We start from the raw sequence: 24,334 nt of genomic DNA, 5'->3' as shown, positions 1-24,334 counted from the left end.
GATTGACTTCCTAATTTTCAAAAGCCCGAACATAAAAACAGGTTTCAATTTGTTCAGCTAAAAGTTTATTTATACAAACTTTAGGGTGCAAATGAAAAACAAAATTTTAAATAAAAAAAGTATTTTTAAAAATTTAATATTAAATATTTAAAACACTGAAAACCATTAATTTTACTCGGTTTTCACAATTGTTTTTTATTAAATAAAGCTACTGCCTAAACAAAAAAATAAGTATTTTATTACAAGTACAATTAACAAAAACGCTAATTAGCCGTATTTTACTATTTTTTTTATTGCAACTGATTTAACATTGCCCTATACTGCTGATTGTTAGGATATAACTGCACCAACCTTTGTGCAATGTTTCGTGCTTTTGGTATTTGATTGCTTTTTTGGTATAAATAGGCTAAAACATAAAGTAAATCGGCATTTTGAGGCGCCTTTTGTAAACCACTAACTGCTGTAGCTTCGGCTTTTTTAAAGTTATTTAACTTATCATAAAGTAAACTTAAATTGTAATAAAACCTTATGTTTTCTGGCATATACTTTATGGCTAATTCCATTTGTTTCACAGCCTCTTGGGTTCTGTTTTGTTCGCCCAATAACAACGCGTAAGAATAGTATGTTTGTGCAAATTCTGGTTCTTGCTTTATAATGGTTTTAAAGGCTTCTTCAGCTTCTTTTACTTGCCCATTACGGTAGTATAAATTTGCTAAATTACTTCTTATTATATTGTTTAAACCATCAATTTCTAAAGCACTTTCCATTGACTTTATGGCATTTGGCACATCTCCTTTTTTAAGATAATAACCACCACGTTTGGCGCGTCCGCCAGCAAAATCTGCAGTAACATTTAAATGTACTTCAAACTCTTTCTTTACCTTTTTGTAAGCGTCTTTATATGCTTCGGGAATTTCCATTTCATCTAAATACGCCAAAGCAAAAAAGGCTTTAACGCGAACGGTGCGTTTTGGATCTTTTAGTAGCGGAATAAAATATTTAACATAATCTTTATTAGTAATTTCACTTAAAGCATCAATGGTAGCGCCTCTAACAATTGGAGAATCATCATTTAGAAACCCTAACATATTATCTATAACATCTTCTGTGTAATAATTTGTCATAGCACTAACTGCTGATGCTCTTGCCAACTCTGGGTAAATAGTATCTTTTGCAAGTGTTACTAAACTATGATAACCGTTTTCTTCACCAGTTAAGCCGGGTGCTAACAAATCTGAAAAGTGATTTTCATCTGGTTCACCGTATTGCTTTTTGTATTGCTCCCAAGCCCAAGCATCGGTTTTGTCTGTATGACACCTTGTACAAGCATTTGGTGTACCGTATTTTAAACTTTGATCTGGCCTTGGAATTCTAAAACTATGATCTCTACGGTAATCATTACCCATGTAAATTTTACCATCCATATGGCAATTAATACATTGAGCCCCATCTGTATTTACTTTGTGAAAGTGATGCGATGGCGTATCATACTTTGGTTTTTCATGGCATTGCAAACACAAATTATTACCTTCAAATTTAAGTTTTAATGAATGTGGATTGTGACAATTTGTGCAGGTAACATCGTTATGATACATTTTACTTTGAACAAAAGAACCGTACACATATACTTCGTCTTGTATTTGACCATCTGGATAATACAAATTATTGGTTAAAATTTGCGGAAAGTAATGATCTAGCATAGTACCTTCAAAATTAAAGTTTGAAGAGTATTGCTCTCTTCGCATATGGCATCTGGCGCATTGATCAACCAATTCTTTGGGTTGTGTTTTGCTTGTCATCCACATACCATCGGTAGCTACGTATTTATCACCTTGCTTTTTGGCCTCCTCAACATGAGCTTTTCCTGGGCCGTGGCATGCTTCACAATTTACATTTATAATAGCAAACTTAGTATCATAACTATGGTTTTGTTGTGTGTAATTTTTTCTAACATTTGTAGAGTGGCAATCGGCACACATATTATTCCAGTTTAAACCACCTCTAGACCAATGTAACCACTCTGAATGTACTACCTTAAAATCTGGATATAAATCAAACCATTTTTTCTTTTCAGTATCCCAGGCAGTTCTTAAGCATTGGTAATGCCCATTTGGGAACTTCACAATATACTGTTGTAATGGTGTTAACCCAAAGGTGTATTCTATTTTATAATCGTGATTATTGCCATCTGGCCCTTCGGTATTAACATAATAATCACCATCTTTTTTAAAGAATTTTGAAACAACACCTTGACTTTTAAAAGTAGCATTATTAAAGTCTCCTAAAATAGTAGTTTCTGTAGCCATTTGCATTGCTTTATCATGGTGAGACCCTTTCCATTCTTTTACTTCGTCTTTATGGCATTCAGCACAAGCTTTATCGCCTAAAAAATGAGCGTCTGGTATTAAGTCTGCCGGAATAAACACACTATCTTTTTTAGCTTCTACATATTCTTGCTTTTTATTATTACAAGATAATGACAGGAAAATAATAACCAGATAGAAAAATATTTTTCTGCTTATAACTTTAAAAAAAGACCTCTTTATATGCATAGTTTAATTGGTGCAAAATGATGAATAATTATGTCAAAAATACGGTATACCTAACGTATTGCAAAGAAAGGTATTTATTTAAAGCCATTCTTATTTATTAAAATTACAAATGGTTTTAAAACCCTTAAATATGGTTTTATGCCTTTTTTTTATGAAATCTTGAAACAAATCATTATTTTTGTTTAACATTTATTATTTATTAATGAACAATATACAAGTAAATTTTAGCATTAAGGACCTGGAAAACTTAACGGGTATAAAGGCGCACACCATTAGAATTTGGGAAAAGCGCTACAACTTACTTGCGCCTAATAGAACAGATACAAACATTAGAACATATAGCATTACTAGCTTACAAAAGCTTTTAAATATTTCATTTTTAAACAATAATGGTTACAAAGTTTCTAAAATTGCCAAATTAACAGATGATGAAATTCCGGTAAAAGTTAGAGAAATAGCATCGCGTGCTAAAGTTGAAGATCATGCTATAAATGCCTTCAAAATAGCCATGATTAACTTTGACCAAGTATTATTTTACAATACATACAATAACCTTATTGAAAACAAAACCTTCAGTGATATATTTTACACTGTTTTTAGACCTTTACTAACTGAAATTGGTTTGCTATGGCAAACAAATACCATAACGCCCGCACATGAACATTTTTTATCTGTTCATATAAAACAAAAAATACTACTTAACATTGAAAGGCTACAGAGTTTAGAACCCAAACCAGATTCTAAAACCTATATTTTATTTTTACCAGATAATGAAATACATGACATTGGCCTCCTTTTTATAAATTATCAATTACGAAGTAAAGGCTATCACACTATTTTTTTAGGTGAAAGTGTACCTGCTGAAAGTTTAAAAAGTGTATTAGAATTTTTTAATGATATTACTTTTATCACTTACTTTACTGTAAACCCAGAAATTGAAAAAATACCTGGTTACATTGAAGATTTTAATAACTTACTGCTAAAAAACACTACCAACCAGTTGTTTTTACTTGGCCCTAAATTTAATAACCTTACCAACTTAGAATTACCCGAAAACACCTTCCTTTTTAAAAACATTGAAGATTTAATTATTAATTTATAATTACGAAACACATTTTTGTTAAACTTTTTTTTATATTTGTTAAACAGATATGAAAAAAACAGTTTTAATTTTAGGCTCAGGTTTTTCCTCTTTAGCGGCAAGTTGTTACTTAGCTAAAGCGGGTTATAACGTTACAATTTTTGAAAAAAACAAAACTATTGGCGGAAGGGCAAGACAATACAAAAAAGATGGTTTCACTTTTGATATTGGACCAACATGGTATTGGATGCCCGATGTTTTTGAGCGCTTCTTTGCAGATTTTAACAAAAAACCATCCGATTATTATCAATTAGACAAACTCAATCCTGCATACAGTGTTTACTTTGGTGATAACGATTATGTTACTATTGAAGATACTTTAGAAAAAATTTGCGCCACCTTTGAAACCGTTGAAAAAGGCAGCTCTATTCAGCTTAAAAAATTTATAAACAAAGCAAAAGACAATTACAATATTGCTATAAAAGACTTGGTATACAATCCTGGTGTGTCTCCGTTAGAACTAGTTTCATTAACAACTATTAAAAGATTAAATCAGTTTTTTAGTAGTGTAAAAAGTGATGTTAGAAAAGCTTTTAAAAATGATAAACTGGTACAAATTTTAGAGTTTCCAGTATTATTTTTAGGTGCCAAACCCAGCAACACACCTTCGTTTTATAACTTTATGAATTATGCCGATTTTGGCCTTGGTACATTTCACCCTAAAAAAGGCATGTATCAAGTAATTTTAGCTATGGAGCAATTGGCTAAAGAGCTTGGTGTTACTATAAAAACTGAAAACCCGGTAGACAAAATTATCGTAAGTAATAAAAAAACTACTGGAATTGTGTCTAACGGAATAGAATACACTGCCGATATTGTACTGAGTGGTGCCGATTACCATCACACCGAAACTCTTTTAGATAAGCCATACAGACAATATTCTGAAACGTATTGGAGCAAAAAAACATTTGCACCATCATCTTTACTATTTTATGTAGGTTTCAACAAAAAATTAAAAAATGTAGAGCATCATACTTTATTTTTTGATGTAGATTTTGACACACATGCTAACGCCATTTATGATAACCCAAAATGGCCCGAAAACCCTTTGTTTTACGCTAGTTTCCCTAGTAAAACAGATGATAGTACCGCTCCTAAAAATAAAGAAGCTGGTATCTTCTTAATTCCTTTAGCACCTGGAATTGAAGATAATAGAGTTTTAAGAGATACTTATTTCTCAAAAATAATCACTAGATTTGAGAAGCTAACATCTCAAAAAGTTTCAGATGATATCATTTTTAAAAAATCATTTTGTGTAAATGATTTTATTAACGATTATAACTCTTACAAAGGCAACGCCTATGGTATGGCAAATACCTTATTGCAAACTGCCTTTTTAAGGCCTAAATTAAAAAGTAAAAAAGTTAGCAACCTTTACTTTACAGGACAACTAACAGTACCCGGACCAGGCGTACCGCCATCATTAATTTCAGGTAAACAGGTATCAGAATTAATAACTAAACACCATCCATTATCATGAAACAATTATTTGACACTGTATCTTACAACTGCAGTAAATCGGTTACTAAAACATACAGCACATCATTTTCTATGGCTACAAAAATGCTAGCCAATTCTATAAGAAATGATATTTATAATATTTATGGTTTTGTTAGACTAGCTGATGAAATTGTAGATTCTTTTCATGATTATAACAAACAAGAACTTTTTGATGACTTTGCCGAAGATTTAGAAAAAGCGTTAAGTCAAAAAATTAGTTTAAACCCTATTTTAAATGCTTTTCAATACACCTACCATAAATACAGTATTGATAAAAAATTGGTTGATGCTTTTATGAAAAGTATGCGTTTAGATTTGCACAAAACAAACTACCTTACAACCCAAGAATATAAAGATTATATTTATGGATCTGCCGATGTGGTTGGGCTAATGTGTTTAAAGGTTTTTGTTAAAGGCGATGAAAAAAAATATCAAGATTTAAAAGACAGTGCCATGGCTTTAGGTTCTGCGTTTCAAAAAGTAAATTTTTTGAGAGATTTAAAAGCTGATTTTGATGAATTAAACCGAAGTTATTTTCCTAATACAGATTTAGCTAATTTAAGTGAAGCTTCTAAACAAGATATTATTAATGATATTGAAGCAGATTTTGCCAAAGGCTTAAGCGGCATAAAACAATTACCTATTGAAGCCAAATTTGGTGTTTTTACTGCATACAGATATTACAGTCAGCTGCTCAAAAAACTACAAAAAACACCTGCATTACAAATTAAAAACACCAGAATTAGAGTTTCTAACCCTAAAAAAATTGAACTTTTAATGCGTAGTTATGTAAAATATCAATTAAATTTATTGTAATTTTTAAGTATGCAAACATTTCTGTGGATATTAGTTTTTTTAAGCACCTTTTGCTTTATGGAGTTTATGGCGTGGTTTACCCATAAATATATTATGCATGGTTTTTTATGGAGTTTACATAGAGACCACCACAAAAAAGACCACAATAGCTGGTTTGAACGAAACGATTTCTTTTTTATTTTTTACGCAGTAGTTAGCATAGGTTTCTTTTTACTTTGGAAGTATAATATTTTATGGATTGGCTTGCCTATTGGCGTTGGTATTTTTGCTTATGGCTTAGCCTATTTTATTGTGCATGATATTTTTATACACCAACGCTTTAAACTATTTAGAAATGCTAACAATTGGTATGCAAAAGGCGTAAGAAGAGCCCATAAAATGCACCATAAACACCTTGGTAAAGAACATGGTGAATGTTTTGGCATGCTGTTAGTACCATTTAAATACTTTAAAAATTATAAATGAATTACTTATACCTACTCTTAAATTTAGGCTCTTTAAGTATTCCATTTTTATTTAGCTTTCATCCAAAACTAAAATTTTATAAACTTTGGAAACCACTTTTTATAAGCTTGTTTTTATCAATGCTTATTTTTATTCCATGGGATATTGCTTTTACAGCAAAAGGATTCTGGGGTTTTAACAGCACTTATTTTTTAGGCATTACACTTTTTAATTTACCAATTGAAGAGTGGTTATTTTTTATTTGCATTCCGTATGCTTGTGTTTTTACACATTATGCTTTATTATTTTATTTTCCTAAAATGCAGCTAAAAACTGGCACAACAAAACTTATAAGTTATTTTTTGGCGCTCATTTTCGTCATAATTATTATTTACAACTACAACAAATGGTATACACTAATAAATTTTACGGTAGCATTAATTTTAATAATTTTTGCAGTAAAAAAACATACCCACCTACTTAGTAAATTTTATTTAACATTCTTAGTAATGCTTATTCCTTTTTTTATTGTGAATGGCATTTTAACTGGAAGCTTTATTAAAAACGAAGTTGTTTGGTACAATAATGCTCAAAATTTAAACTTCAGGCTTTTTACTATACCAGTTGAAGATAGTGTTTATGCGTTTTCAATAATACTAATTCCGTTGGTTTTAATGACGTATTTTAAACCTAAACAACCTAATACTAATTAACTACATTTACAGGATTTCCGTTTAAAAAGGCTTCTAAATTATTTACTGTTGTTTGCATTAAACGCGCACGTGCTTCTTTTGGCGCCCATGCAATATGTGGTGTTATAATACAGTTTTTAGCTTTTAATAGCGGGTTATCCTTTGCCATAGGTTCAGCAGAAACAACATCTAAAGCTGCACTAGAAACTTTGCCTAAATTTAAAGCTTTTACTAAATCTTTTTCAACAATTAAACCGCCTCTTGCTGTATTAATAATTTTTACACCATCTTTCATTTTTTCAATATTATTTGAATTTATGATGCCTTTTGTACTTTCAAAAAGCGGACAATGTAAGCTTATAATATCAGATTTTTGAAAAAGGGTATCTAAATCTGTAAACTGTAAAGTATCACTTTCAAACTCTGGTTTAACAGTTCTAGAGTTTACTAAAATATGGAGTCCGAAAGCTTGTGCTACTTTAGCAACTGCTTGCCCTATTTGCCCAAAACCTATAATACCTAATGTTTTTCCGCTTAACTCAATTAATGGCGAATTCCAAAAGCAAAAATCTTCAGACTTTACCCAATCTCCATTAAAAACAGCATTACTATGATTGCCAACGTGATGACACATTTCTAACATTAAAGCCATGGTAAATTGCGTTACAGATTGTGTACTATAAGCAGGTACATTAGTAACAATAATACCTTGATTTTTTGCAAACTCAACATCAACCACATTGTAACCCGTTGCTAAAACACCTATAAATTTAACCCATGGTACATTTTCTAAAACGGCTTTAGGTAATGGCGTTTTATTGGTATAAACTATTTTTGCATTGCCAATAGCGTCTATTATTTTTTGTGTATTGTACGGTGTTCTGTCATAAACTTTTAAGTTGCCATATTTAGAAATGGCATTCCAACTTAAATCGCCAGGGTTTAACGTATACCCATCTAAAACTACTATATCCACTATATTTTGTTTTTTGTTGCTAATAAATTATTAATGGTATTTCTAACTGAATTACTATTCCAGTTTGCAGCACCCGTTTTTTCAATTATTATGTTGCCGTTTTGATCTATTAAAAAGGTTTTAGGTATACTACTTACCTTAAAAAGATTGTTATAATTTGTAATTGGCTGATAAACCTTAAAAGTATAATTATTTTTTTCTAAAAACGGGTTTACGCTATTAAAAGATTCATCTGAAACAAAAACAAAAGTCACTTTATCTTTATAATCATTGTAAAGTTTTTGCATACTGGGCATTTCTGCAATACATGGCGGACACCAAGTGGCCCAAAAATTAACCAAAACTACTTTACCTTTTGTGGTTTCAAAATTAAAAATAGCATCATTTTTGTCTTTTAACTTCCAGTTGTATGATGGTATAGATTTTTGTTTTTCAGAATGTATTATTGAAGGACTAATTAGCGCTAACCCTTTATTTATAAATACTTGAATAGGTTTTCTAGTTTGTGGTATAAAAAAAAGTGCCACAATTACTAAAAATATCAAGTCTTTATATTTTGGTTTTTTAAATGCCATAGGCTATAATTTTTTTATGCTATAAAAAAAGAAGCATGGTTTTAATAAACCATGCTTCAAATCTAAAAAAAACAATTCATCTTTCTCATAGACAAATTTACCTATCTGCTTACTGTACCAGACAAACTTTTTACAGGGCCATCACCCATTGCAATAGTTGTGTGGTTCATGGCATTTGCTGGTACTACATGTGCTAATGGTTTTAATGTAAAAGGTGCAGGGCTATTATCTGGGCTAGGTTCAACAGAAATTACAATAGTTTTTTCTTTTAAATCTGTTGGAAATGTTAAACCTGCAGGTGCATTTTGTAAATAATCTTCACCAGGATATGATGGTCCGTTGTTATCATTACCTTTGTATGGTGATGTGGCTGCATTGTCATCGGCTGCATTTGCGGTTAAAAATGTTCCGGTTGAAATTGGTGTACCGTTAATAACTACCCATCCTTCGTATTTCCAACCATCGGTTAATGTTGGCAAAGTTAAACCAGCAACAGCAGAACCGCTTGTGTTATCTAAAAACCAAACGCCGCTTTCTTCGTTTGTATCATCAGTATCTGTTGGTGTTGCTAAAATATATTTTCCGGTAGCCGAAGCAAAATTAGCTACAATACCATTTGAGTTTACATTGGCAGAGCTTCCTGAAAAATCGCCTGCTAAAATTTTTGTTGCTGCTGGCGCAGGATCTGGATCTACTGCTGGCTCAATACTTAACACAAATGTTGTGGCGGCATCTAACTGCGTTCTATTTACTGTAAATGATTGCGGAAAACTTACTGAAGAAAATGTACCTGTTGATACAGGGTTACCATCTACAATTATCCAGCCTTCGTAAACGTAATCTGGACCTAATGCTTCTAATCCGTCAAGATCTAGTGTTAGTCTTGAGGTTGTTACTGGGTTATCATCATCACTACATGAAACCGTTAAAATGCTTAGCGCTAAAACTGCAAGAAATACTTTTTTTATCATCACAATATGTTTTAAAATTATTTAATAATTCAAAAGTATATTGTAACGTGTTTTTAAAATGTTAGCTACCTAACACTAAGCTGTTTTTTATGAATTCTTATTTCTTTTCGGCCAAATTCTATAATATTTTCCTCTTTAAGTTCATTTAAGAGTATGTTTAATGTGGGCCTTGAAGTACCTATTAAGGAGGCTATGTCTCTTTGAGTGTATGGGTGGTGTATTACTTTGTCGCCTGTTTTTTCACAATCGTAACCATAATCTGTACACAATTCATCTAAAAATTCTATTAACCTTGTTTTGGCGTCTTTAAATAGTAGAATTTGTAAACGTCTTTCTAAACGTTTTAATTTGAAGCCAATGAGTTTGTAAATTTTTAAACTGAAGGTTTGGTTATCTCGCATTAAACCGTGCATGGTCTCTACACCAACCGGACAAATACTGGTTGTATTATCAACAGATTGTGCAAATTCTGCTCTTTTGTCTTCACCCAAAATGGCAGTTTCACCAAAAAGCTCTCCACGGGTTAAAATGGCTTTTACAACTTCATTACCATCTTCATTATAATAGCCTATTTTCACCTTGCCTTTTTCTATTAAATAGACTTTGTTGGCAGAGTCTTCTTCAAAATATATATAGTCTTGTTTTTTATAACAATCAAAATCATGATGAGCCTTAAAGGCTTTAAATTTATGCGGACATAATACTTTAAAAAGGTTTACATCGTCAAAAAACCAAAGCGATTTCATTTTAAGATAAATTGTTTTTGTTAGTATTATATATGTCGAGATTATAAATACTAAACTTACAATTGGGCATAAAAAAACCTCCTTTAAAAAGGAGGCTTATATTTATTCTTCTTCATCTTGTGTTGTAGCATCTTCATCTAACAACCCAAGCATATCGTGTTGTTGCAGTAAGTTGTACCACTGTATTACTTTTTTAATATCACTGGCATACACTCTATCTTCATCATAATCTGGTAAAACATCAAAGAAGTATTCTTCAAGTTTATCTTTACTATCTTTTGGTTTTACTGAAGTTTGATTGCCGTTTTCTTTATCTCTAATTTTTTTAAAAACCTCTACTAAAGGTACTTCTTCGGCTAAGGTATAAATAGCTATTTCACTTAAAACACTTACATTGTTTTGAAGCCCAATTGACAAACGTTTTTTATCAATTAAGGATTCTGCTACAAAACCACCGCGAGTTTGTGTTACTAGCTTATACAAACCTGGTTTTCCTGAAATTGAAAGTACTTTTTCTAAACTCATATTATTTTTTTGAAAGGCGCAAATATCATGCGTTTATAGCTGTATTGCAAATATTATCGTTTCTTTTTTTGGTCTGGAAAACGCATTCTATAATCTATATTTATTTTTCCTTTAGAAATGTTATTTAGTTTTCCTTTTATTAAACGCTTTTTTAGGCTAGATAGTTTATCTGTGAATAATACACCTTCAATATGGTCATACTCATGCTGAATTACGCGTGCTATTAAACCATCAAACTGCTGTGTGTGTTTTTCAAAATTTTCATCAAAATACTCAATGGTAATTTGCGGTTTTCTAAACACATCTTCTCTAACATCAGGTATACTTAGACAGCCTTCAGTAAACGCCCACTCATCACCTTCTTCTTCTAAAATTTTAGCATTTATAAATACTTTTTTAAAATCTTTTAATTGGTTTTGTTCTTCGGCAGTTAAATCTTCATCTTCTGCAAAAGGTGCTGTATCAACCAAAAACAAACGAATTGGCAACCCAATTTGTGGAGCTGCTAAACCAACACCATAGGCGCCGTACATGGTTTCAAACATATTTTCTAAAAGTGTATCTAGTTTAGGATACTCTTTGGTAATATCTTTAGCTTTCTTTTTTAAAACGGGGTCGCCGTAGGCAACTATTGGTAAAATCATAATTTAATATTGCTAATAATTTTGCAAAAGTACAAATACTATTTTATTTAGTATACAAATAACTTTGTAGTATAAGCGTGGCACTAATTTCATCAACTAGTGCTTTGTTTTGGCGTTGCTTTTTTTTCAAACCGCTATCAATCATGGTTTGAAATGCCATTTTTGATGTAAAACGCTCATCAACTCTTTTAATTTGAATTTGCGGAATTTCTTTTGATAAAGCTTCTATAAACTTTTGAATATGTACTTCACTTTCTGAAGCGGTATTATCCATTTGTTTTGGTTCTCCTATTAAAAAAAGCTCAACAGTTTCTGTACTTATATATTTTTTTAAAAAAGGTATTAACTCTTTGGTATTTACGGTTGTTAAGCCCGATGCTATAATTTGAAGTTCATCGGTTACAGCAATGCCTGTTCTTTTTGTTCCGTAATCTATTGCTAAAATTCTAGCCATGTATTTGTTTTAAACAAAAGTAGCCTATTTAAAATAAAAAGACCGCCTTAACGGCAGCCTTTTATAGTTAACCTACTTATTATATATAAACTTTTGAGGGTTTGAGAGTTTGAGGGATTGAGAGATTGAGAGATTGAGAGATTAAGCTTGTATTTGCTTATTCAATTTAGGGAATAATAATTTAATGTTGTCAACATTTCTTTCTCTGTTGAAATAAGTTCTTATATCACTGGCAGTAGCCGCTATGGTTTCTTTTAATTCTTCTTCACTAATTATTAAAACATTTTCAGTGTTAGTAGTATTATTTAAAACCTCTTTAGTTTCATTTGAAACTACAACAGTTTTCTCAGTTTCAACTGTAGTTTTGTCAACGCTTTGTGCATTTGCAAAAGTGAATCCTAAAACTAAAACTAAAAATATGTAAAACTTGTTGTTCATTGTTTTGTTGTTTTTGTTGATTCAAATATAGGTTGAGGGTAAGCTTTGCAAGCAAAAAATTAGTTGTAGAAACCTGAAAATTCGTTTATTAGAAAATGTGCACAGAACAGCCGATTAACTGATAAAACGCAGTTTTTTAACGATTAAAAAAACCTAAACATGTAGTTAAACCGACCTTTTAAACATTTAAAAGCATATTTTACTTTTTTAAAGCCTTAAAGCGCGCATTATATCGGTTTAAAAACATGCTTTTTTAGGGTGATTTTAAAGCTTATCAGTTTATGTATTTTAAGCTATTTTTTCTTTTAAAGCTTGATTTATTATTAAAAAAACCGACCGATATTTATATTTAATCACACAAAACGATGCCTTACTTAATAAATGTTTTATTTGTGTTTTAGTAGTTTTTAATTGAAAAAATAATCGTGTACTTTAGCCAAAAATTTAAATACTGATGACTGAATTACAACAAATAATTGAAGCTGCTTGGGACAATAGAGATTTATTAAAAGAAGAAAGAACAACTACAGCCATTAGAACTGTAATTGATTTACTTGACAAAGGTAAATTACGTGTAGCAGAACCTATTGAAGGTGGTTGGCAAGTAAATGAATGGGTAAAAAAAGGTGTGGTACTTTATTTCCCAATTCAAAAAATGGAAACTATTGAAGCTGGCCCGTTAGAATTTCATGATAAAATACCTTTAAAAAATGGTTATGCAGAAAAAGGTATACGCGTGGTTCCGCATGCTGTTGCAAGACACGGTGCTTACATTTCTGCTGGCACTATTTTAATGCCAAGTTATGTAAATATTGGCGCATATGTAGATGAAGGCACCATGGTTGATACTTGGGCTACCGTTGGTAGTTGTGCGCAAATTGGCAAAAACGTACACCTGTCTGGTGGTGTTGGTATTGGTGGTGTTTTAGAGCCTTTACAAGCTGCACCAGTTATTATTGAAGATAACGTTTTTGTTGGCTCACGTTGTATTGTTGTTGAAGGTGTACACGTTGAAAAAGAAGCTGTTTTAGGTGCCGGTGTTGTTTTAACTATGAGTACAAAAATTATTGATGTTACCGGTAACGAACCTGTTGAAATGAAAGGTAAAGTACCTGCAAGATCGGTAGTAATTCCTGGTAGTTATACCAAAAAGTTTGCCGCTGGAGAATACCAAGTACCATGTGCTTTAATTATTGGAAAACGTAAAGAAAGCACCGATAAGAAAACATCATTAAACGATGCCTTACGTGATAACGAAGTAGCTGTTTAATTTGAAAAACAATATGTGTTAAAATTCCAAATTCCTGAAACTAGATGGAGTTTGGAATTTTTTATTTGTAATTTAAAAGCGCTATGAAGGTTTTAATTATTCAACAAAAAATGATAGGTGATGTTTTAGCTACAAGTATATTATTTGAAGCTATTAAACAACAATATCCAAATGCAGAACTGCATTATGTAATAAACTCGCACACCTATCCGGTAGTTGAAAATAATCCGTTTATTGATGCTTTTAAATTTTTCACACCAGAACACGAAAAAAGTAAGCTAAAACTATACTCATTTGCTAAACAATTACAACATGAAAAATATGATGTTGTTATTGATGTATATTCAAAACTATCAAGTAATTTAATTGTATTACTTTCAAAAGCAAAAACAAAAATTTCAAAATATAAAAAGTACACATCTGCTATTTATACGCACACTTTTAAAGATGCTAAAACCACAAAAACAAATGCAGGTTTAGCCATTGAAAACAGACTACAATTATTATCGGCATTAAACATTAATATTTCACAGCCTATAAAACCAAAAATTTATTTAACTAACACCGAAAAAGAACAAGCAAAACAATTTTTAATAAACAGTAATATTGATTTGCAAAAACCACTTTACATGATTGGTGTTTTAGGTAGCGGTAGTAATAAAACCTATCCTTTTGATTATATGGCACAGGTTATAAACCACATTGTAAAACAACAACCTAACGCGCAATTACTTTTTAATTACATACCTAAACAAATAAATGATGCCAAAGCTGTTTTTAATTTGTGTAACACCAAAACCAAAAAACAAATTTATTTTAATGTATTTGGAAAAAGCCTACGCCAATTTTTAGCTATAACAGCCCATTGCAACGCATTAATTGGTAACGAAGGTGGTGCTATAAATATGGCAAAAGCTTTAAATATTGCTACGTTTACTGTGTTTTCACCATGGATTAAAAAAGAAGCTTGGAACATGTTTGACGATGGAAAAAAACACGTTTCTGTTCATTTAAAAGACTACAAACCTGAAGTTTACAATGACATTGAACACCCTAAACTACTTAAAAATAATGCCAAAGCATTATACCTTAAGTTTGAACCTTCACTTTTTGAAAATTCATTAAACACCTTTTTAAAAACTAATTAACAGTTTCTTTTTTTATTCCGTAAGGTGTCCATTTTATATTTTCTTTTTTCACTTTAGCTCTAATAGCTAAGTTTCTGTCTAAAGATTCTTGTGTTTTGTAACCACGGGCGTGGTCTAAGTGCAAACAAATGGCTTTGTATCTAATTTGTTTGGTTTTAACACCATTATTTACCAAACGCTCGCCCAATTCTCTGTCTGGCCCACCGTATTGCATACGCTCATCATACCCATTTATGGCAATTAAATCGGTTTTCCATGCAGAAGAGTTGCAGTTATTAAATGTAGCACCTGTAGGTGTAATACTATCCATTAGGTTGGCATACCCATTTTTAGCAGATAGTTTAAGTTTATTTTTCCAATTAAGTGTGCCTTGAGTTTTTAACCATGACACTTCAAAACAACGCTTAGTTTTTATGTCATTTTCTGTAATAGCTTCGCTAATATCCATAGGAAGTTTACAATATCCACCAGATAAAAAATAACCTTTTTGAGCATATTTAGCGTGTGTTTCAACAAAATCTTCTCGTGGTATACAATCGCCATCGGTAAATAAAATATACTCGTTTTTAGCCATTACAATGGCCTCGTTTAATATTTTTTGGCGTCTGTACCCTTTATCTTCATGCCACGCGTGCGTAATTTCTACTGGGTAATTTTGCTTAAATGTATCAATAAGTGTTTTGGTTTCATTTGTTGAACCATCATCAGCTATGATAATATCAAAATCTTTGTAAGTTTGTGTGCTATAACCAAATAAAACTTTTTTTAACCAATCAGTTTTATTGTATGTAGCAATAATAACAGTAATTTTAGGCAATGACATTTTAAGTGTTTTCTTCTAAAAAATTAATAGATGCAAATATACGTAAATAGTGTGCATTCAAATTCATAAAAATTAGTTTTAACTACATAGTTATTTTTTTCAATGGTTGTAAAATATGTACTTTTATACTTTTAATTTTTTTGAGAAATGATAAAGCTTTCTGGAGTAATAATAACTTTTAACGAAGAACGTAATATTGAAAAATGCCTAAAATCTTTATTACCTGTTGTTGATGAAATTGTTGTAGTTGATTCTTTTTCAACAGATAAAACAAAAGCTATTTGCCAAAAATATAAGGTTAGGTTTATTGAACAGAAATTTTTAGGCTACATAGAACAAAAAAACTTTGCTATTGCCCAGGCAAAACATAACTACATAGTATCTCTTGATGGCGATGAAGCGCTTTCTGAAAAACTACAAACATCTATTTTAAAGGTGAAATCTAATTGGGTTTTTGATGGTTATTACAGTAACAGATTTAATTGTTTTTGCGGACAATGGATTAAACACACTACGTGGTATCCTGATAAAAAATTACGTGTTTTTGATAGAAGAAAGGCTAAATGGGCTGGCATAAACCCGCATGATAGAATTACATTAACCGATAAAAAAAACAAAACAGGTTTTTTAAAAGGTGATATTTTACACTGGAACTACAACACTTACGCTGAGTTAAACAGTAAGGTTGAAGTGTTCACCACCATTTCTGCCGAGGCTTATTATAAACTAGGAAAAAAAGCTCCTTTATATAAAATTATTATAAACCCAACTTGGGCATTTTTTCAATCTTATATTTTAAAACTTGGTTTTTTAGATGGTTTTAATGGCTTTTTTATTTCTGTTGAAACCGCTAACACTCGCTTTTTAAAATACGCCAAACTTAGACAGCTTATTAAAAACAATAGCTAACTTTTTTTCCAAAACTTCAACTTCTTTTTCAATCTTTTTTTTCGGTGATATTTATCTTGAAATGCTTGGGTTGTTTGCCACATAACATTAAACACTTTTTCATAATCTTCACCAATACATTTTGCATATTCATCACTCATAATTTCAATCATGTGTTTGTGTATGGTTAATTTTGAAAAGTTTTTTACCCGTGTATCAAAATCTAGTTTTTTAAATTCCATTCGGTTTAAATCAACCAAATAAAATTTATAGTTACCGTTGTTAATTTCTATAAGCGTGTTACCTGGTGAGTGGTCTAAAAAATGAATATTTTTTTCGTGTAAATTAAAAGTAAACCTTGTAAATGCACGTAAAATTGCTTCATGGTTTGGATAATTTAAATTGGTTGTTAATTCTCTATAAGTTAAGTTGCAAGATTGCTGTTTACTTATGTAATAACTTTTTTTAAACAAAAATGGTGTTGTAAACTCATAAAATGCAATGGGTTGTGGCGTACCAATCTGTAAATTTTTAAGCCTATTTGCGTATTCAAATGAACGCTGTGCTTTACTTTTTCTAAAAAATTTATAAGCTACTTGGTTTATAGCGTTAGGTACTTTAAACGATTTTACATTTAAAAGCTCACCTTCAACTTTAAAGAGTTTTAAAGAGTTTCTGTCTTGATTTCCAAAATTTTCACCTTTAGTACTAAAGTTTAAAATAATGTCATCTAAAAAATCTTCAATTACCTCAAAGTCTGCATTTATTTGTTTTTGCAAAATAACTAATGTTTGTGGTTTAATACTTTGGTGTAAAATTATAAATTTAAGTTGTATATATTTGTGCCTAATTAGGTGTAGTTATTATAATGTCTGAAAAAGTAGTATATATTCTTCATAAAAATGGTGCAAAAGGGCATTATGTAGCTTTAGATTTTTTATTAAAACAACATAATATTACTTTAAAACACAGAGAGTTTTCAATTTTCAGCAAGCTTTTTAAAAGTGTTACTAAAGGTAATTTTAGTTTATTTACTAAGCAATTAAAAAATATTGCTTTTTTTATTTCATTAGTATTTACAAAACGTAAAAAAATAGTTTTAGGTATTGCGCCTTTCGATTATAAATTAATTTATATTTTAAAATTTTTAAAAAAACATGATGTGTACTATCATACGTCATGGACATGTTGGGATAAAACGTTTCATCCAAAACACAAAAAAAACACAAAAAAAACCTTTAATTGCTGGCAACAGTTTTTAGAAAATAAAACAACACACATTTTTGCCGTAACTAATAAAAGTAAACAAGAACTTTTAACCAATTATAACATTGCTGAAAATAAAATAAGTGTTGTATACCATTCTAACAACAATGCTTTTTATAACAACCCAATAACACAAAAAAAAGCCAATAGTTTTATTTATGTTGGCAGGTTATTGCCCCAAAAAGGTATTATTGAAATTCTAGATTATTTTAAACAAAACCAAAGTGCTAGCATTACTATTGTTGGAGACGGAAAACTAAAAAACAATGTTATTAATTTTGCCAACAAATATGATAACATAAATTACCTAGAACCAATTTATGATAAACCCAGCCTTATAAACGTTTTTAAAACACATGAATATGTAATTTTAAATTCTAAAAAAACAAAAACTTGGGAAGAACTTTTTGGCATTATAATTATTGAAGGCATGTCACTTGGGCTAATTCCCATTGCCAGTAACCACTCAGGCCCAAAAGAAATAATTACAAATAAAGTAGGTTATATTTTTAATGAAGGCAACATTGTAAGCACTTTAAACAATGTAATTAATACCGGGTTTAGCAACAGTATGTCACTTCATAATATTGAAATATCAAAACAATATTCGCTTAAAAACATTGCAAATAGATGGAAACCAATACTAAAATAGATGTTAGTTGCATAATTATAAATTACAACACATCTCAATTCACCTATAATGCCGTTAAATCTATTTTAGAATCACATAATGATACACAACTAACCTTTGAAGTTGTAGTAATTGATAATAATTCAAAAATAGAAGATTACAACGCTTTAAAAGCACAACTAAACGCATTAAACTCATCTATTATAACGCTTGTTAGAAGTAAATTTAACACTGGCTTTGGAGGCGGAAATATGCTTGGTGTTCAACATGCTAAAAACTGTAAATACTATGCATTTATAAACAATGATACTTTACAGGTTACACCAAATTGCTTAGGCGTACTTAAAAAGTTTATGGAATCTACACCCGACGCGGCAATATGTTCTCCTCAAATGCTTGATGAACACAAAAAATTTAGAGCCACAATTGATCATTTTTCATCATTACAACGCGAAATTTTAAAACGTGCAACGCTAGAATTTTTATTCCCCAAAACATATTTAAACAGAAAAAAAACATACAAAAACCCAGTTAAGGTAAACTATGTACAAGGTTCTTTTATGTTTATAAACGCACAAGATTTTAATACTGTTGGCGGGTTTGATAATAATTTATTTTTATATTATGAAGAATCTGACATTAGTTTAAGACTTTTAAAAAAATTAAAAAAATATAATTATTTAGTACCTAAAACCGAATATATACACTACAAAAGTGCCAGTATAAACAGAAACATTGCTATAAAAATTGAACAAAAAATAGCATTACTTTACCACACCCAAAAACATTATGGTTGGGTATCAAAAAAAATACTAAATAGCTACTTCATAATAAGATACTTTTTCACATCTATAATTAAACCAAAATATTGGAAATTATGGCTAACACTTTTAACAGGTGCTCCACTAACTAAATCTTTAAAGCACAAACAAGAAATTAATTTTATTGATTAAATTATATGCAAACCGAAATTAACAACGCATTAAAAGTTTTAAAAGAAGGTGGTATTATTTTATACCCAACAGATACTGTTTGGGGCATAGGTTGCGACGCTACAAACCCTAATGCCGTAAAAAAAATATACAACTTAAAACAACGTGAAGATAGCAAAGCACTAATATGTTTGGTGGCTGATGACAGAATGCTTAGTAAACACGTAAAAAAAATACCTTTTGCCGCCCAAAATATTATTGATATTACCAACAAACCAACCACTATTATTTATGATGATGCCCAAAACTTAGCTCAAAATTTAATAGCTGAAGATGGTAGTATTGCTATAAGAATTCCTGATGACGATTTTTGCTATTGGTTATCTAGAAAACTCAACGGAGCCATAGTATCCACATCTGCAAATATTAGTGGGCAACCAACACCAAAATCATTTAAAGAAATAAGCCCTGATATTTTAAATGGCGTAGATTATGTCGTAAATTTGCAAAAAGAAAAAATTTGCAATAAACCTTCATCAATAATTAAACTAAGCAACAATGGTGTTGTTAAAATAATTAGAGAATAATTTCAAACTTACAACACTTAAAAAACACTTTTTTTTTGGGCGTTTTAATGTTTAAATATTATTTCTCAAAACCATGAAGTTTTATTGAATTACAAACGTATTGTTTCACAAAAAACAAACGTGAATTTGTGGCATAAAAATGAACCATAAAGAAGCATTAAAACACCCGTTATTTAAAACAATTTCGCAAGCAGCTAGCACACTTAACGTTGAAGCTTACGTTATTGGTGGCTTTGTACGCGATTATTTATTACAACGCGGTAACGCTAAAGATATTGATATTGTTGCTATTGGCAGTGGTATAAACCTAGCTAAACAAGTAGCTAAAATGTTACCCAATAAACCTAAGGTACAAATTTTTAAAACCTATGGCACCGCAATGCTTAGGCATGATGATATTGAAGTTGAATTTGTTGGGGCCAGAAAAGAATCATACACTGAAGATAGCCGAAATCCTGTTGTTGAAAACGGCACACTTAAAGATGACCAAAACCGAAGAGATTTTACCATAAACGCCTTAGCTTTAAACTTAAATCAAACACATTTTGGTGATATGTTAGACCCGTTTGAAGGCGTATCTCATTTATCTCAAAAATTAATAAAAACGCCTTTAAACCCAGATATTACATACAGCGATGATCCGTTACGCATGATGCGTGCTATAAGGTTTGCTACACAATTAAATTTCACCATAGAGCATGAAAGTTTACAGGCCATTACACGTAACGCATCAAGAATAAAAATAATAACCAAAGAACGTATTGTTGTAGAGCTTAATAAAATACTTGAAAGCCCAAAACCATCCATTGGCTTTTTACTGTTAGAAAAAACAGGACTTTTAAATTATATTTTACCAGAACTTACTGCCTTAAAAGGTGTTGAGGAGGTTGAAGGTCAGCGCCATAAAGATAACTTTTATCACACCTTAGAAGTGGTTGATAATATTTCTAAACACACTGAAAATGTATGGCTACGTTGGGCAGCACTTTTGCATGATATTGGTAAAGCACCCACAAAAAAGTTTCATAAAAAAATTGGTTGGACGTTTCATGGGCATGAGTTTGAAGGCTCAAAAATGGTATACAAACTGTTTAAACGCTTAAAAATGCCTTTGAATGATAAAATGAAATTTGTTCAAAAAATGGTGTACATGAGCTCACGCCCTATTGTATTAGCCCAAGATATTGTAACAGATTCTGCTGTTAGGCGTTTGGTTTTCGATGCTGGCAATTATGTTGAAGATTTAATGACACTTTGCGAAGCAGATATCACCACCAAAAACCCTAAAAAATTTAAAAAATACCATAATAACTTCAAAATAGTTAGAGATAAAATTGTTGAAGTTGAAGCTCGTGACCATGTTAGAAATTTTCAACCACCTATTTCAGGTGAAGAAATTATGAAAACCTTCAACTTAAAACCTTCAAAAGAAATTGGTGTTATAAAAGAATTTATTAAAGAAGCTATTTTAGAAGGCGATATTCCTAATGAATACAATGCAGCACATAAATTAATGCTTGAAAAAGGAAAAAAATTAGGGTTAGAAGTTAGAAGTTAGAAGTTAGAAGTTAGAAAACTAAATTTTAAAAACTGTGACAAAATCAAAAGACAACAAAAGGGTAATTTATTGGCTATTAACAGGCTGTTTTTTAATATTTGTAATGGTAGTTGTGGGCGGTATTACAAGGCTAACACACTCGGGTTTATCTATTTCAAATTACAAACTAATTTCGGGTACTATTCCTCCAATGAATGAAACCGAATGGCAAGAAGCCTTTAACCTTTACAAACAATACCCTGAATTTCAAAAATTAAACAACCACTTTAACCTTCAAGATTTTAAAGATATTTACTTCTGGGAGTGGTTACATCGCGTTATTGGCCGCTTTATTGGCTTAGTATTTTTTATTCCGTTTGTATATTTTTTAATTAGAAAACAGCTTACAAAACCAACCATAAAAAAATGCATTATACTACTTTGCATGGGAGCATTTCAAGGTTTTTTGGGTTGGTATATGGTTAAAAGCGGTTTGGTTGACAACCCAGATGTGAGTCATTACAGGCTTGCAGCTCATTTAACAACTGCTTTTTTAACATTTGCTTACACCTTTTGGGTAGCTTTAGATTTAATGTATCCTAATAAAAAAGACATCAATATTGCTTTTAGAAACTTTATCCGTTTTAGTTTTATAATTCTTATAATTCAAATAATTTATGGCGCTTTTGTAGCTGGTTTAGATGCTGGTTTTATTCACAACCATTGGCCCATGATGAGCGAAGGTAAATTAATGCATCCAACGGTTTACATTGAACAAAATCCGTTATATAAAAACTTTATTGAAGGTAAAAGTGGTGTGCAATTTATACACCGTTGCTTAGCTTATGTAGTAGTTGTTTTAATAATAGCAATTTACCTAAAGTCTAGAAAATTAATATTAACATTACCACAAAACCGCGCTATAAATAGCCTTTTGGCTATTGTGTTTTTTCAATTTTTACTAGGCGTTTTAACCATTATATTACAAGTACCCGTGTGGTTAGGTGTAGCACACCAAGTTGGTGCGTTTTTCTTGTTAAGCGCTATTACTTTTACTTTGCATAGGTTTAGCAAATAATACAAAAAAGCGTAACTTTGCACTATAATTTTTCATAATGATTTACAGGTTTAGAGTAATACTTGATAACGATACAGAAGAAGATATTTTTCGTGATTTAGAAATTAGAGAAACAGATTCTCTTGAAGATTTGCACAATATAATTACGCAATCGTTTGGTTTTGACGGTAGTGAAATGGCTTCATTTTACTTAAGCAATGACCAATGGGACCAAGGTGAAGAAATATCATTATTCGATTTAAGTGATAACGGTGGCGCCCGTTTAATGAATGAAACCACTATTAATGATGTGGTACACGAAGCCCAACCAAAACTTATTTATGTGTATGATTTTTTAAGCATGTGGACATTTTACGTTGAACTTGCTGAAATTGTTGATGTTGTTGAAGGCACAGATTACCCAAACCTTATGTTTGTACATGGGCAAATACCAGATACTGCCCCAGACCGCGTTTTTGAAGCAGATAGTGATGATGATTTTAATGAATTTGAAGATGATTTTGACGTGGACGATTATGACGATTTAGACTTTAACGAAAACTGGAACTAAACCCTTATTTTCAAAGGGTTTACATTCTCATAGTTTGTTGTTAAAAATTCTAATCCGCATTTTAAAATTTGCCCCATAGACTTACATTTTAAAAACTTTTTATCTCTAGAGTAATTATAAATATCCTTTTTAAGCATATCTATATTTTCAACTTTAGAAATAGAATCTTCTGTCATGCACGAAATTAAATGAGCAATTCTATCATTAAAACTTTTCATACGCTTTACTAATATTGAACGCTCTTCGGTTTTGTACTGGTTTATTGATAATTTTTTTAAAGTGCCAGAAACCATTTGAACCATTTCAAAATTTTCTTTAAAAAACTGCGGCCTGTAAATATTAAATTTGCCTTCGTATGATTGCTGATCAAAATCTATAGCTCTAATTTTATAAACAACATGGTCAAAATCATGGGTTGGTGTAATTACGTAATTATATGAGCGCATATCTCCCAAAAGCCTAATCATACAGCGCTCATTAAACTTTACAAATTCTTTAGCTATTTGCGCTTTTTCAGATTTGCTACAATTTGGCAGCATGGTTTTTATAAAAACATCACCTGGTATGCCAGAAATATGCTCTTCTATTAACGTATTTTTATACACCAAAAAATTTAAGTTTGAAGGTGAAAGCATATGCTCTAACTCTAAACCGTAAACACGCGAGGCATCGGCTTTTTTCACATAGAAATAAGTAAAATTATCATTTAAAATATTTCTAATTTTTATTCTGAAGGGCTTTGAGTTTCCAAAGGTGCAAAAATCTATGGCATCAACTTTTAAAAATGGATGCGCCTCTTCATTACCATCAGAATGTAAAATGGCATACACCTTTTTTAAAGACATTTCAATTTCTTCTCTTTCATAATCATTATAATACACGCGCACCCAAAGCGTATCATTGTCATCTTTATCATACACTACAATAGAACCTTGAAAACGCAATAAATCATCATAAAAAATTGGTATTTCGCTGTTCCTATTATACTCAGCCAAATAATTACTAAGTTTTTCGCTAATTGGATAAGACGGTTTCTTTTTTGATATTTTTAAATCCTCCATACCTGTAAAGTTACTCATTTTTAAATGTTTTTTTGCAGGTGTGTAACAAAATATAAACAGGCTCGTCTTACCCATATAACTAACCATTG

At 30.8% G+C, this 24,334-nt stretch carries 26 protein-coding genes; 14 read left to right on the top strand and 12 right to left on the bottom strand.

Annotated elements, in window-relative coordinates:
- Positions 1 to 290: 290 nt before the first annotated feature.
- The gene (locus ACYX4H_RS09915; RefSeq protein WP_476236090.1) at positions 291 to 2,552 is read right to left on the bottom strand and encodes a tetratricopeptide repeat protein; all 2,262 of its coding nucleotides are present in this window, start codon (positions 2,550 to 2,552) and stop codon (positions 291 to 293) included.
- Between the two features lie 202 nt (positions 2,553 to 2,754).
- Between ACYX4H_RS09915 and ACYX4H_RS09910 the strand changes: the two genes are divergently transcribed.
- Genes ACYX4H_RS09910 through ACYX4H_RS09890 form a run of 5 tightly spaced genes read left to right on the top strand, consistent with a single transcriptional unit; the run spans position 2,755 to position 7,166 of the window.
- Positions 2,755 to 3,654 (top strand): MerR family transcriptional regulator, encoded by a 900-nt coding sequence (locus ACYX4H_RS09910; RefSeq protein ID WP_476236088.1) that lies wholly within the window; start codon positions 2,755 to 2,757, stop codon positions 3,652 to 3,654.
- A 49-nt stretch (positions 3,655 to 3,703) separates the two neighbouring features.
- On the top strand, positions 3,704 to 5,173 hold the full coding sequence (locus ACYX4H_RS09905) for a phytoene desaturase family protein (RefSeq protein WP_476236087.1): 1,470 nt from the start codon (positions 3,704 to 3,706) through the stop codon (positions 5,171 to 5,173).
- Complete coding sequence (locus ACYX4H_RS09900) at positions 5,170 to 6,009, top strand: phytoene/squalene synthase family protein (protein ID WP_475294200.1); 840 nt, start codon at positions 5,170 to 5,172, stop codon at positions 6,007 to 6,009. Before ACYX4H_RS09905 ends, ACYX4H_RS09900 begins: the two co-directional genes overlap by 4 nt.
- Positions 6,010 to 6,018: 9 nt before the next feature.
- Positions 6,019 to 6,474, top strand: a complete 456-nt coding sequence (locus ACYX4H_RS09895) for a sterol desaturase family protein (protein WP_475294201.1) — start codon at positions 6,019 to 6,021, stop codon at positions 6,472 to 6,474.
- On the top strand, positions 6,471 to 7,166 hold the full coding sequence (locus ACYX4H_RS09890) for a lycopene cyclase domain-containing protein (protein ID WP_476236086.1): 696 nt from the start codon (positions 6,471 to 6,473) through the stop codon (positions 7,164 to 7,166). Before ACYX4H_RS09895 ends, ACYX4H_RS09890 begins: the two co-directional genes overlap by 4 nt.
- Here the strand turns inward: ACYX4H_RS09890 and ACYX4H_RS09885 are convergent.
- The 8 genes from ACYX4H_RS09885 to ACYX4H_RS09850 all read right to left on the bottom strand — a co-directional run bounded on the left by ACYX4H_RS09885 (position 7,159) and on the right by ACYX4H_RS09850 (position 12,474).
- Positions 7,159 to 8,121, bottom strand: a complete 963-nt coding sequence (locus ACYX4H_RS09885; protein ID WP_476236085.1) for a D-2-hydroxyacid dehydrogenase — start codon at positions 8,119 to 8,121, stop codon at positions 7,159 to 7,161. The genes ACYX4H_RS09890 and ACYX4H_RS09885 overlap by 8 nt on opposite strands.
- Positions 8,121 to 8,696: a TlpA family protein disulfide reductase gene (locus tag ACYX4H_RS09880; RefSeq protein WP_476236084.1), complete on the bottom strand. Its 576-nt coding sequence runs from the start codon at positions 8,694 to 8,696 to the stop codon at positions 8,121 to 8,123. Before ACYX4H_RS09880 ends, ACYX4H_RS09885 begins: the two co-directional genes overlap by 1 nt.
- Positions 8,697 to 8,797: 101 nt before the next feature.
- A complete protein-coding gene (locus ACYX4H_RS09875; RefSeq protein WP_476236083.1) occupies positions 8,798 to 9,667 on the bottom strand; it encodes an anti-sigma factor in 870 nt (289 codons plus the stop codon).
- A gap of 65 nt (positions 9,668 to 9,732) precedes the next feature.
- Positions 9,733 to 10,413 carry a Crp/Fnr family transcriptional regulator gene (locus tag ACYX4H_RS09870; protein ID WP_476236082.1) on the bottom strand — a complete coding sequence of 227 codons (681 nt, stop codon included), beginning with the start codon at positions 10,411 to 10,413 and terminating at the stop codon, positions 9,733 to 9,735.
- Positions 10,414 to 10,515: 102 nt separating this feature from the next.
- Positions 10,516 to 10,938, bottom strand: coding sequence for a DUF5606 family protein (locus ACYX4H_RS09865; protein ID WP_476236081.1), 423 nt, complete (start codon positions 10,936 to 10,938; stop codon positions 10,516 to 10,518).
- Positions 10,939 to 10,991: 53 nt separating this feature from the next.
- Positions 10,992 to 11,582, bottom strand: a complete 591-nt coding sequence (def, locus tag ACYX4H_RS09860) for a peptide deformylase (protein WP_475294208.1) — start codon at positions 11,580 to 11,582, stop codon at positions 10,992 to 10,994.
- Between the two features lie 43 nt (positions 11,583 to 11,625).
- The gene (gene ruvX / locus ACYX4H_RS09855) at positions 11,626 to 12,036 is read right to left on the bottom strand and encodes a Holliday junction resolvase RuvX (protein WP_475294209.1); all 411 of its coding nucleotides are present in this window, start codon (positions 12,034 to 12,036) and stop codon (positions 11,626 to 11,628) included.
- 141 nt (positions 12,037 to 12,177) lie between these two features.
- The gene (locus tag ACYX4H_RS09850) at positions 12,178 to 12,474 is read right to left on the bottom strand and encodes a hypothetical protein (RefSeq protein ID WP_476236080.1); all 297 of its coding nucleotides are present in this window, start codon (positions 12,472 to 12,474) and stop codon (positions 12,178 to 12,180) included.
- Between the two features lie 454 nt (positions 12,475 to 12,928).
- Here ACYX4H_RS09850 and ACYX4H_RS09845 point away from each other — a divergent pair, with 454 nt between their 5' ends.
- Both ACYX4H_RS09845 and ACYX4H_RS09840 read left to right on the top strand, forming a co-directional pair.
- A complete protein-coding gene (locus ACYX4H_RS09845) occupies positions 12,929 to 13,744 on the top strand; it encodes a 2,3,4,5-tetrahydropyridine-2,6-dicarboxylate N-succinyltransferase (RefSeq protein ID WP_476236079.1) in 816 nt (271 codons plus the stop codon).
- Positions 13,745 to 13,827: 83 nt separating this feature from the next.
- Entirely contained in the window at positions 13,828 to 14,892 is a 1,065-nt protein-coding gene (locus tag ACYX4H_RS09840; RefSeq protein WP_476236078.1) for a glycosyltransferase family 9 protein, read from the top strand.
- On the opposite strand, the gene ACYX4H_RS09835 is transcribed toward ACYX4H_RS09840, so the two are convergent.
- Entirely contained in the window at positions 14,885 to 15,715 is an 831-nt protein-coding gene (locus ACYX4H_RS09835; RefSeq protein WP_476236077.1) for a glycosyltransferase family 2 protein, read from the bottom strand. The two genes, ACYX4H_RS09840 and ACYX4H_RS09835, sit on opposite strands and share 8 nt — an antisense overlap.
- Before the next feature lie 147 nt (positions 15,716 to 15,862).
- Here ACYX4H_RS09835 and ACYX4H_RS09830 point away from each other — a divergent pair, with 147 nt between their 5' ends.
- On the top strand, positions 15,863 to 16,624 hold the full coding sequence (locus ACYX4H_RS09830; protein ID WP_476236076.1) for a glycosyltransferase family 2 protein: 762 nt from the start codon (positions 15,863 to 15,865) through the stop codon (positions 16,622 to 16,624).
- Here the strand turns inward: ACYX4H_RS09830 and ACYX4H_RS09825 are convergent.
- Entirely contained in the window at positions 16,621 to 17,382 is a 762-nt protein-coding gene (locus tag ACYX4H_RS09825; RefSeq protein WP_476236075.1) for a lipopolysaccharide kinase InaA family protein, read from the bottom strand. The two genes, ACYX4H_RS09830 and ACYX4H_RS09825, sit on opposite strands and share 4 nt — an antisense overlap.
- 89 nt (positions 17,383 to 17,471) lie before the next feature.
- Between ACYX4H_RS09825 and ACYX4H_RS09820 the strand changes: the two genes are divergently transcribed.
- The 6 genes from ACYX4H_RS09820 to ACYX4H_RS09795 all read left to right on the top strand — a co-directional run bounded on the left by ACYX4H_RS09820 (position 17,472) and on the right by ACYX4H_RS09795 (position 23,184).
- Positions 17,472 to 18,521 carry a glycosyltransferase gene (locus tag ACYX4H_RS09820; RefSeq protein WP_476236074.1) on the top strand — a complete coding sequence of 350 codons (1,050 nt, stop codon included), beginning with the start codon at positions 17,472 to 17,474 and terminating at the stop codon, positions 18,519 to 18,521.
- Positions 18,500 to 19,453, top strand: a complete 954-nt coding sequence (locus ACYX4H_RS09815) for a glycosyltransferase (RefSeq protein ID WP_476236073.1) — start codon at positions 18,500 to 18,502, stop codon at positions 19,451 to 19,453. Before ACYX4H_RS09820 ends, ACYX4H_RS09815 begins: the two co-directional genes overlap by 22 nt.
- Before the next feature lie 5 nt (positions 19,454 to 19,458).
- Entirely contained in the window at positions 19,459 to 20,019 is a 561-nt protein-coding gene (locus ACYX4H_RS09810) for an L-threonylcarbamoyladenylate synthase (RefSeq protein ID WP_476236072.1), read from the top strand.
- Between the two features lie 139 nt (positions 20,020 to 20,158).
- The gene (locus ACYX4H_RS09805; protein WP_475294218.1) at positions 20,159 to 21,577 is read left to right on the top strand and encodes a CCA tRNA nucleotidyltransferase; all 1,419 of its coding nucleotides are present in this window, start codon (positions 20,159 to 20,161) and stop codon (positions 21,575 to 21,577) included.
- Positions 21,578 to 21,611: 34 nt separating this feature from the next.
- On the top strand, positions 21,612 to 22,634 hold the full coding sequence (locus tag ACYX4H_RS09800; RefSeq protein ID WP_476236071.1) for a COX15/CtaA family protein: 1,023 nt from the start codon (positions 21,612 to 21,614) through the stop codon (positions 22,632 to 22,634).
- A gap of 37 nt (positions 22,635 to 22,671) precedes the next feature.
- A complete protein-coding gene (locus tag ACYX4H_RS09795) occupies positions 22,672 to 23,184 on the top strand; it encodes an IS1096 element passenger TnpR family protein (protein ID WP_476236070.1) in 513 nt (170 codons plus the stop codon).
- On the opposite strand, the gene ACYX4H_RS09790 is transcribed toward ACYX4H_RS09795, so the two are convergent.
- A complete protein-coding gene (locus ACYX4H_RS09790; RefSeq protein ID WP_475294221.1) occupies positions 23,181 to 24,263 on the bottom strand; it encodes a hypothetical protein in 1,083 nt (360 codons plus the stop codon). The genes ACYX4H_RS09795 and ACYX4H_RS09790 overlap by 4 nt on opposite strands.
- Positions 24,264 to 24,334: the final 71 nt, after the last annotated feature.

It is taken from the genome of Seonamhaeicola sp. ABD4_340, from assembly GCF_056312135.1.
Note: the sequence above shows the minus strand (reverse complement) of the source record. Positions and strands in the feature narration are given on the sequence as shown.

Coding starts and splice junctions, on each gene's coding strand:
- ACYX4H_RS09915 (WP_476236090.1), bottom strand. CDS start 2,552: ATGCATATAAAGAGGTCTTTTTTTAAAGTTATAAGCAGAAAAATATTT.
- ACYX4H_RS09910 (WP_476236088.1), top strand. CDS start 2,755: ATGAACAATATACAAGTAAATTTTAGCATTAAGGACCTGGAAAACTTA.
- ACYX4H_RS09905 (WP_476236087.1), top strand. CDS start 3,704: ATGAAAAAAACAGTTTTAATTTTAGGCTCAGGTTTTTCCTCTTTAGCG.
- ACYX4H_RS09900 (WP_475294200.1), top strand. CDS start 5,170: ATGAAACAATTATTTGACACTGTATCTTACAACTGCAGTAAATCGGTT.
- ACYX4H_RS09895 (WP_475294201.1), top strand. CDS start 6,019: ATGCAAACATTTCTGTGGATATTAGTTTTTTTAAGCACCTTTTGCTTT.
- ACYX4H_RS09890 (WP_476236086.1), top strand. CDS start 6,471: ATGAATTACTTATACCTACTCTTAAATTTAGGCTCTTTAAGTATTCCA.
- ACYX4H_RS09880 (WP_476236084.1), bottom strand. CDS start 8,696: ATGGCATTTAAAAAACCAAAATATAAAGACTTGATATTTTTAGTAATT.
- ACYX4H_RS09875 (WP_476236083.1), bottom strand. CDS start 9,667: ATGATAAAAAAAGTATTTCTTGCAGTTTTAGCGCTAAGCATTTTAACG.
- ACYX4H_RS09870 (WP_476236082.1), bottom strand. CDS start 10,413: ATGAAATCGCTTTGGTTTTTTGACGATGTAAACCTTTTTAAAGTATTA.
- ACYX4H_RS09865 (WP_476236081.1), bottom strand. CDS start 10,938: ATGAGTTTAGAAAAAGTACTTTCAATTTCAGGAAAACCAGGTTTGTAT.
- def (WP_475294208.1), bottom strand. CDS start 11,582: ATGATTTTACCAATAGTTGCCTACGGCGACCCCGTTTTAAAAAAGAAA.
- ruvX (WP_475294209.1), bottom strand. CDS start 12,036: ATGGCTAGAATTTTAGCAATAGATTACGGAACAAAAAGAACAGGCATT.
- ACYX4H_RS09850 (WP_476236080.1), bottom strand. CDS start 12,474: ATGAACAACAAGTTTTACATATTTTTAGTTTTAGTTTTAGGATTCACT.
- ACYX4H_RS09845 (WP_476236079.1), top strand. CDS start 12,929: ATGACTGAATTACAACAAATAATTGAAGCTGCTTGGGACAATAGAGAT.
- ACYX4H_RS09840 (WP_476236078.1), top strand. CDS start 13,828: ATGAAGGTTTTAATTATTCAACAAAAAATGATAGGTGATGTTTTAGCT.
- ACYX4H_RS09835 (WP_476236077.1), bottom strand. CDS start 15,715: ATGTCATTGCCTAAAATTACTGTTATTATTGCTACATACAATAAAACT.
- ACYX4H_RS09830 (WP_476236076.1), top strand. CDS start 15,863: ATGATAAAGCTTTCTGGAGTAATAATAACTTTTAACGAAGAACGTAAT.
- ACYX4H_RS09820 (WP_476236074.1), top strand. CDS start 17,472: ATGTCTGAAAAAGTAGTATATATTCTTCATAAAAATGGTGCAAAAGGG.
- ACYX4H_RS09815 (WP_476236073.1), top strand. CDS start 18,500: ATGGAAACCAATACTAAAATAGATGTTAGTTGCATAATTATAAATTAC.
- ACYX4H_RS09810 (WP_476236072.1), top strand. CDS start 19,459: ATGCAAACCGAAATTAACAACGCATTAAAAGTTTTAAAAGAAGGTGGT.
- ACYX4H_RS09805 (WP_475294218.1), top strand. CDS start 20,159: ATGAACCATAAAGAAGCATTAAAACACCCGTTATTTAAAACAATTTCG.
- ACYX4H_RS09795 (WP_476236070.1), top strand. CDS start 22,672: ATGATTTACAGGTTTAGAGTAATACTTGATAACGATACAGAAGAAGAT.
- ACYX4H_RS09790 (WP_475294221.1), bottom strand. CDS start 24,263: ATGAGTAACTTTACAGGTATGGAGGATTTAAAAATATCAAAAAAGAAA.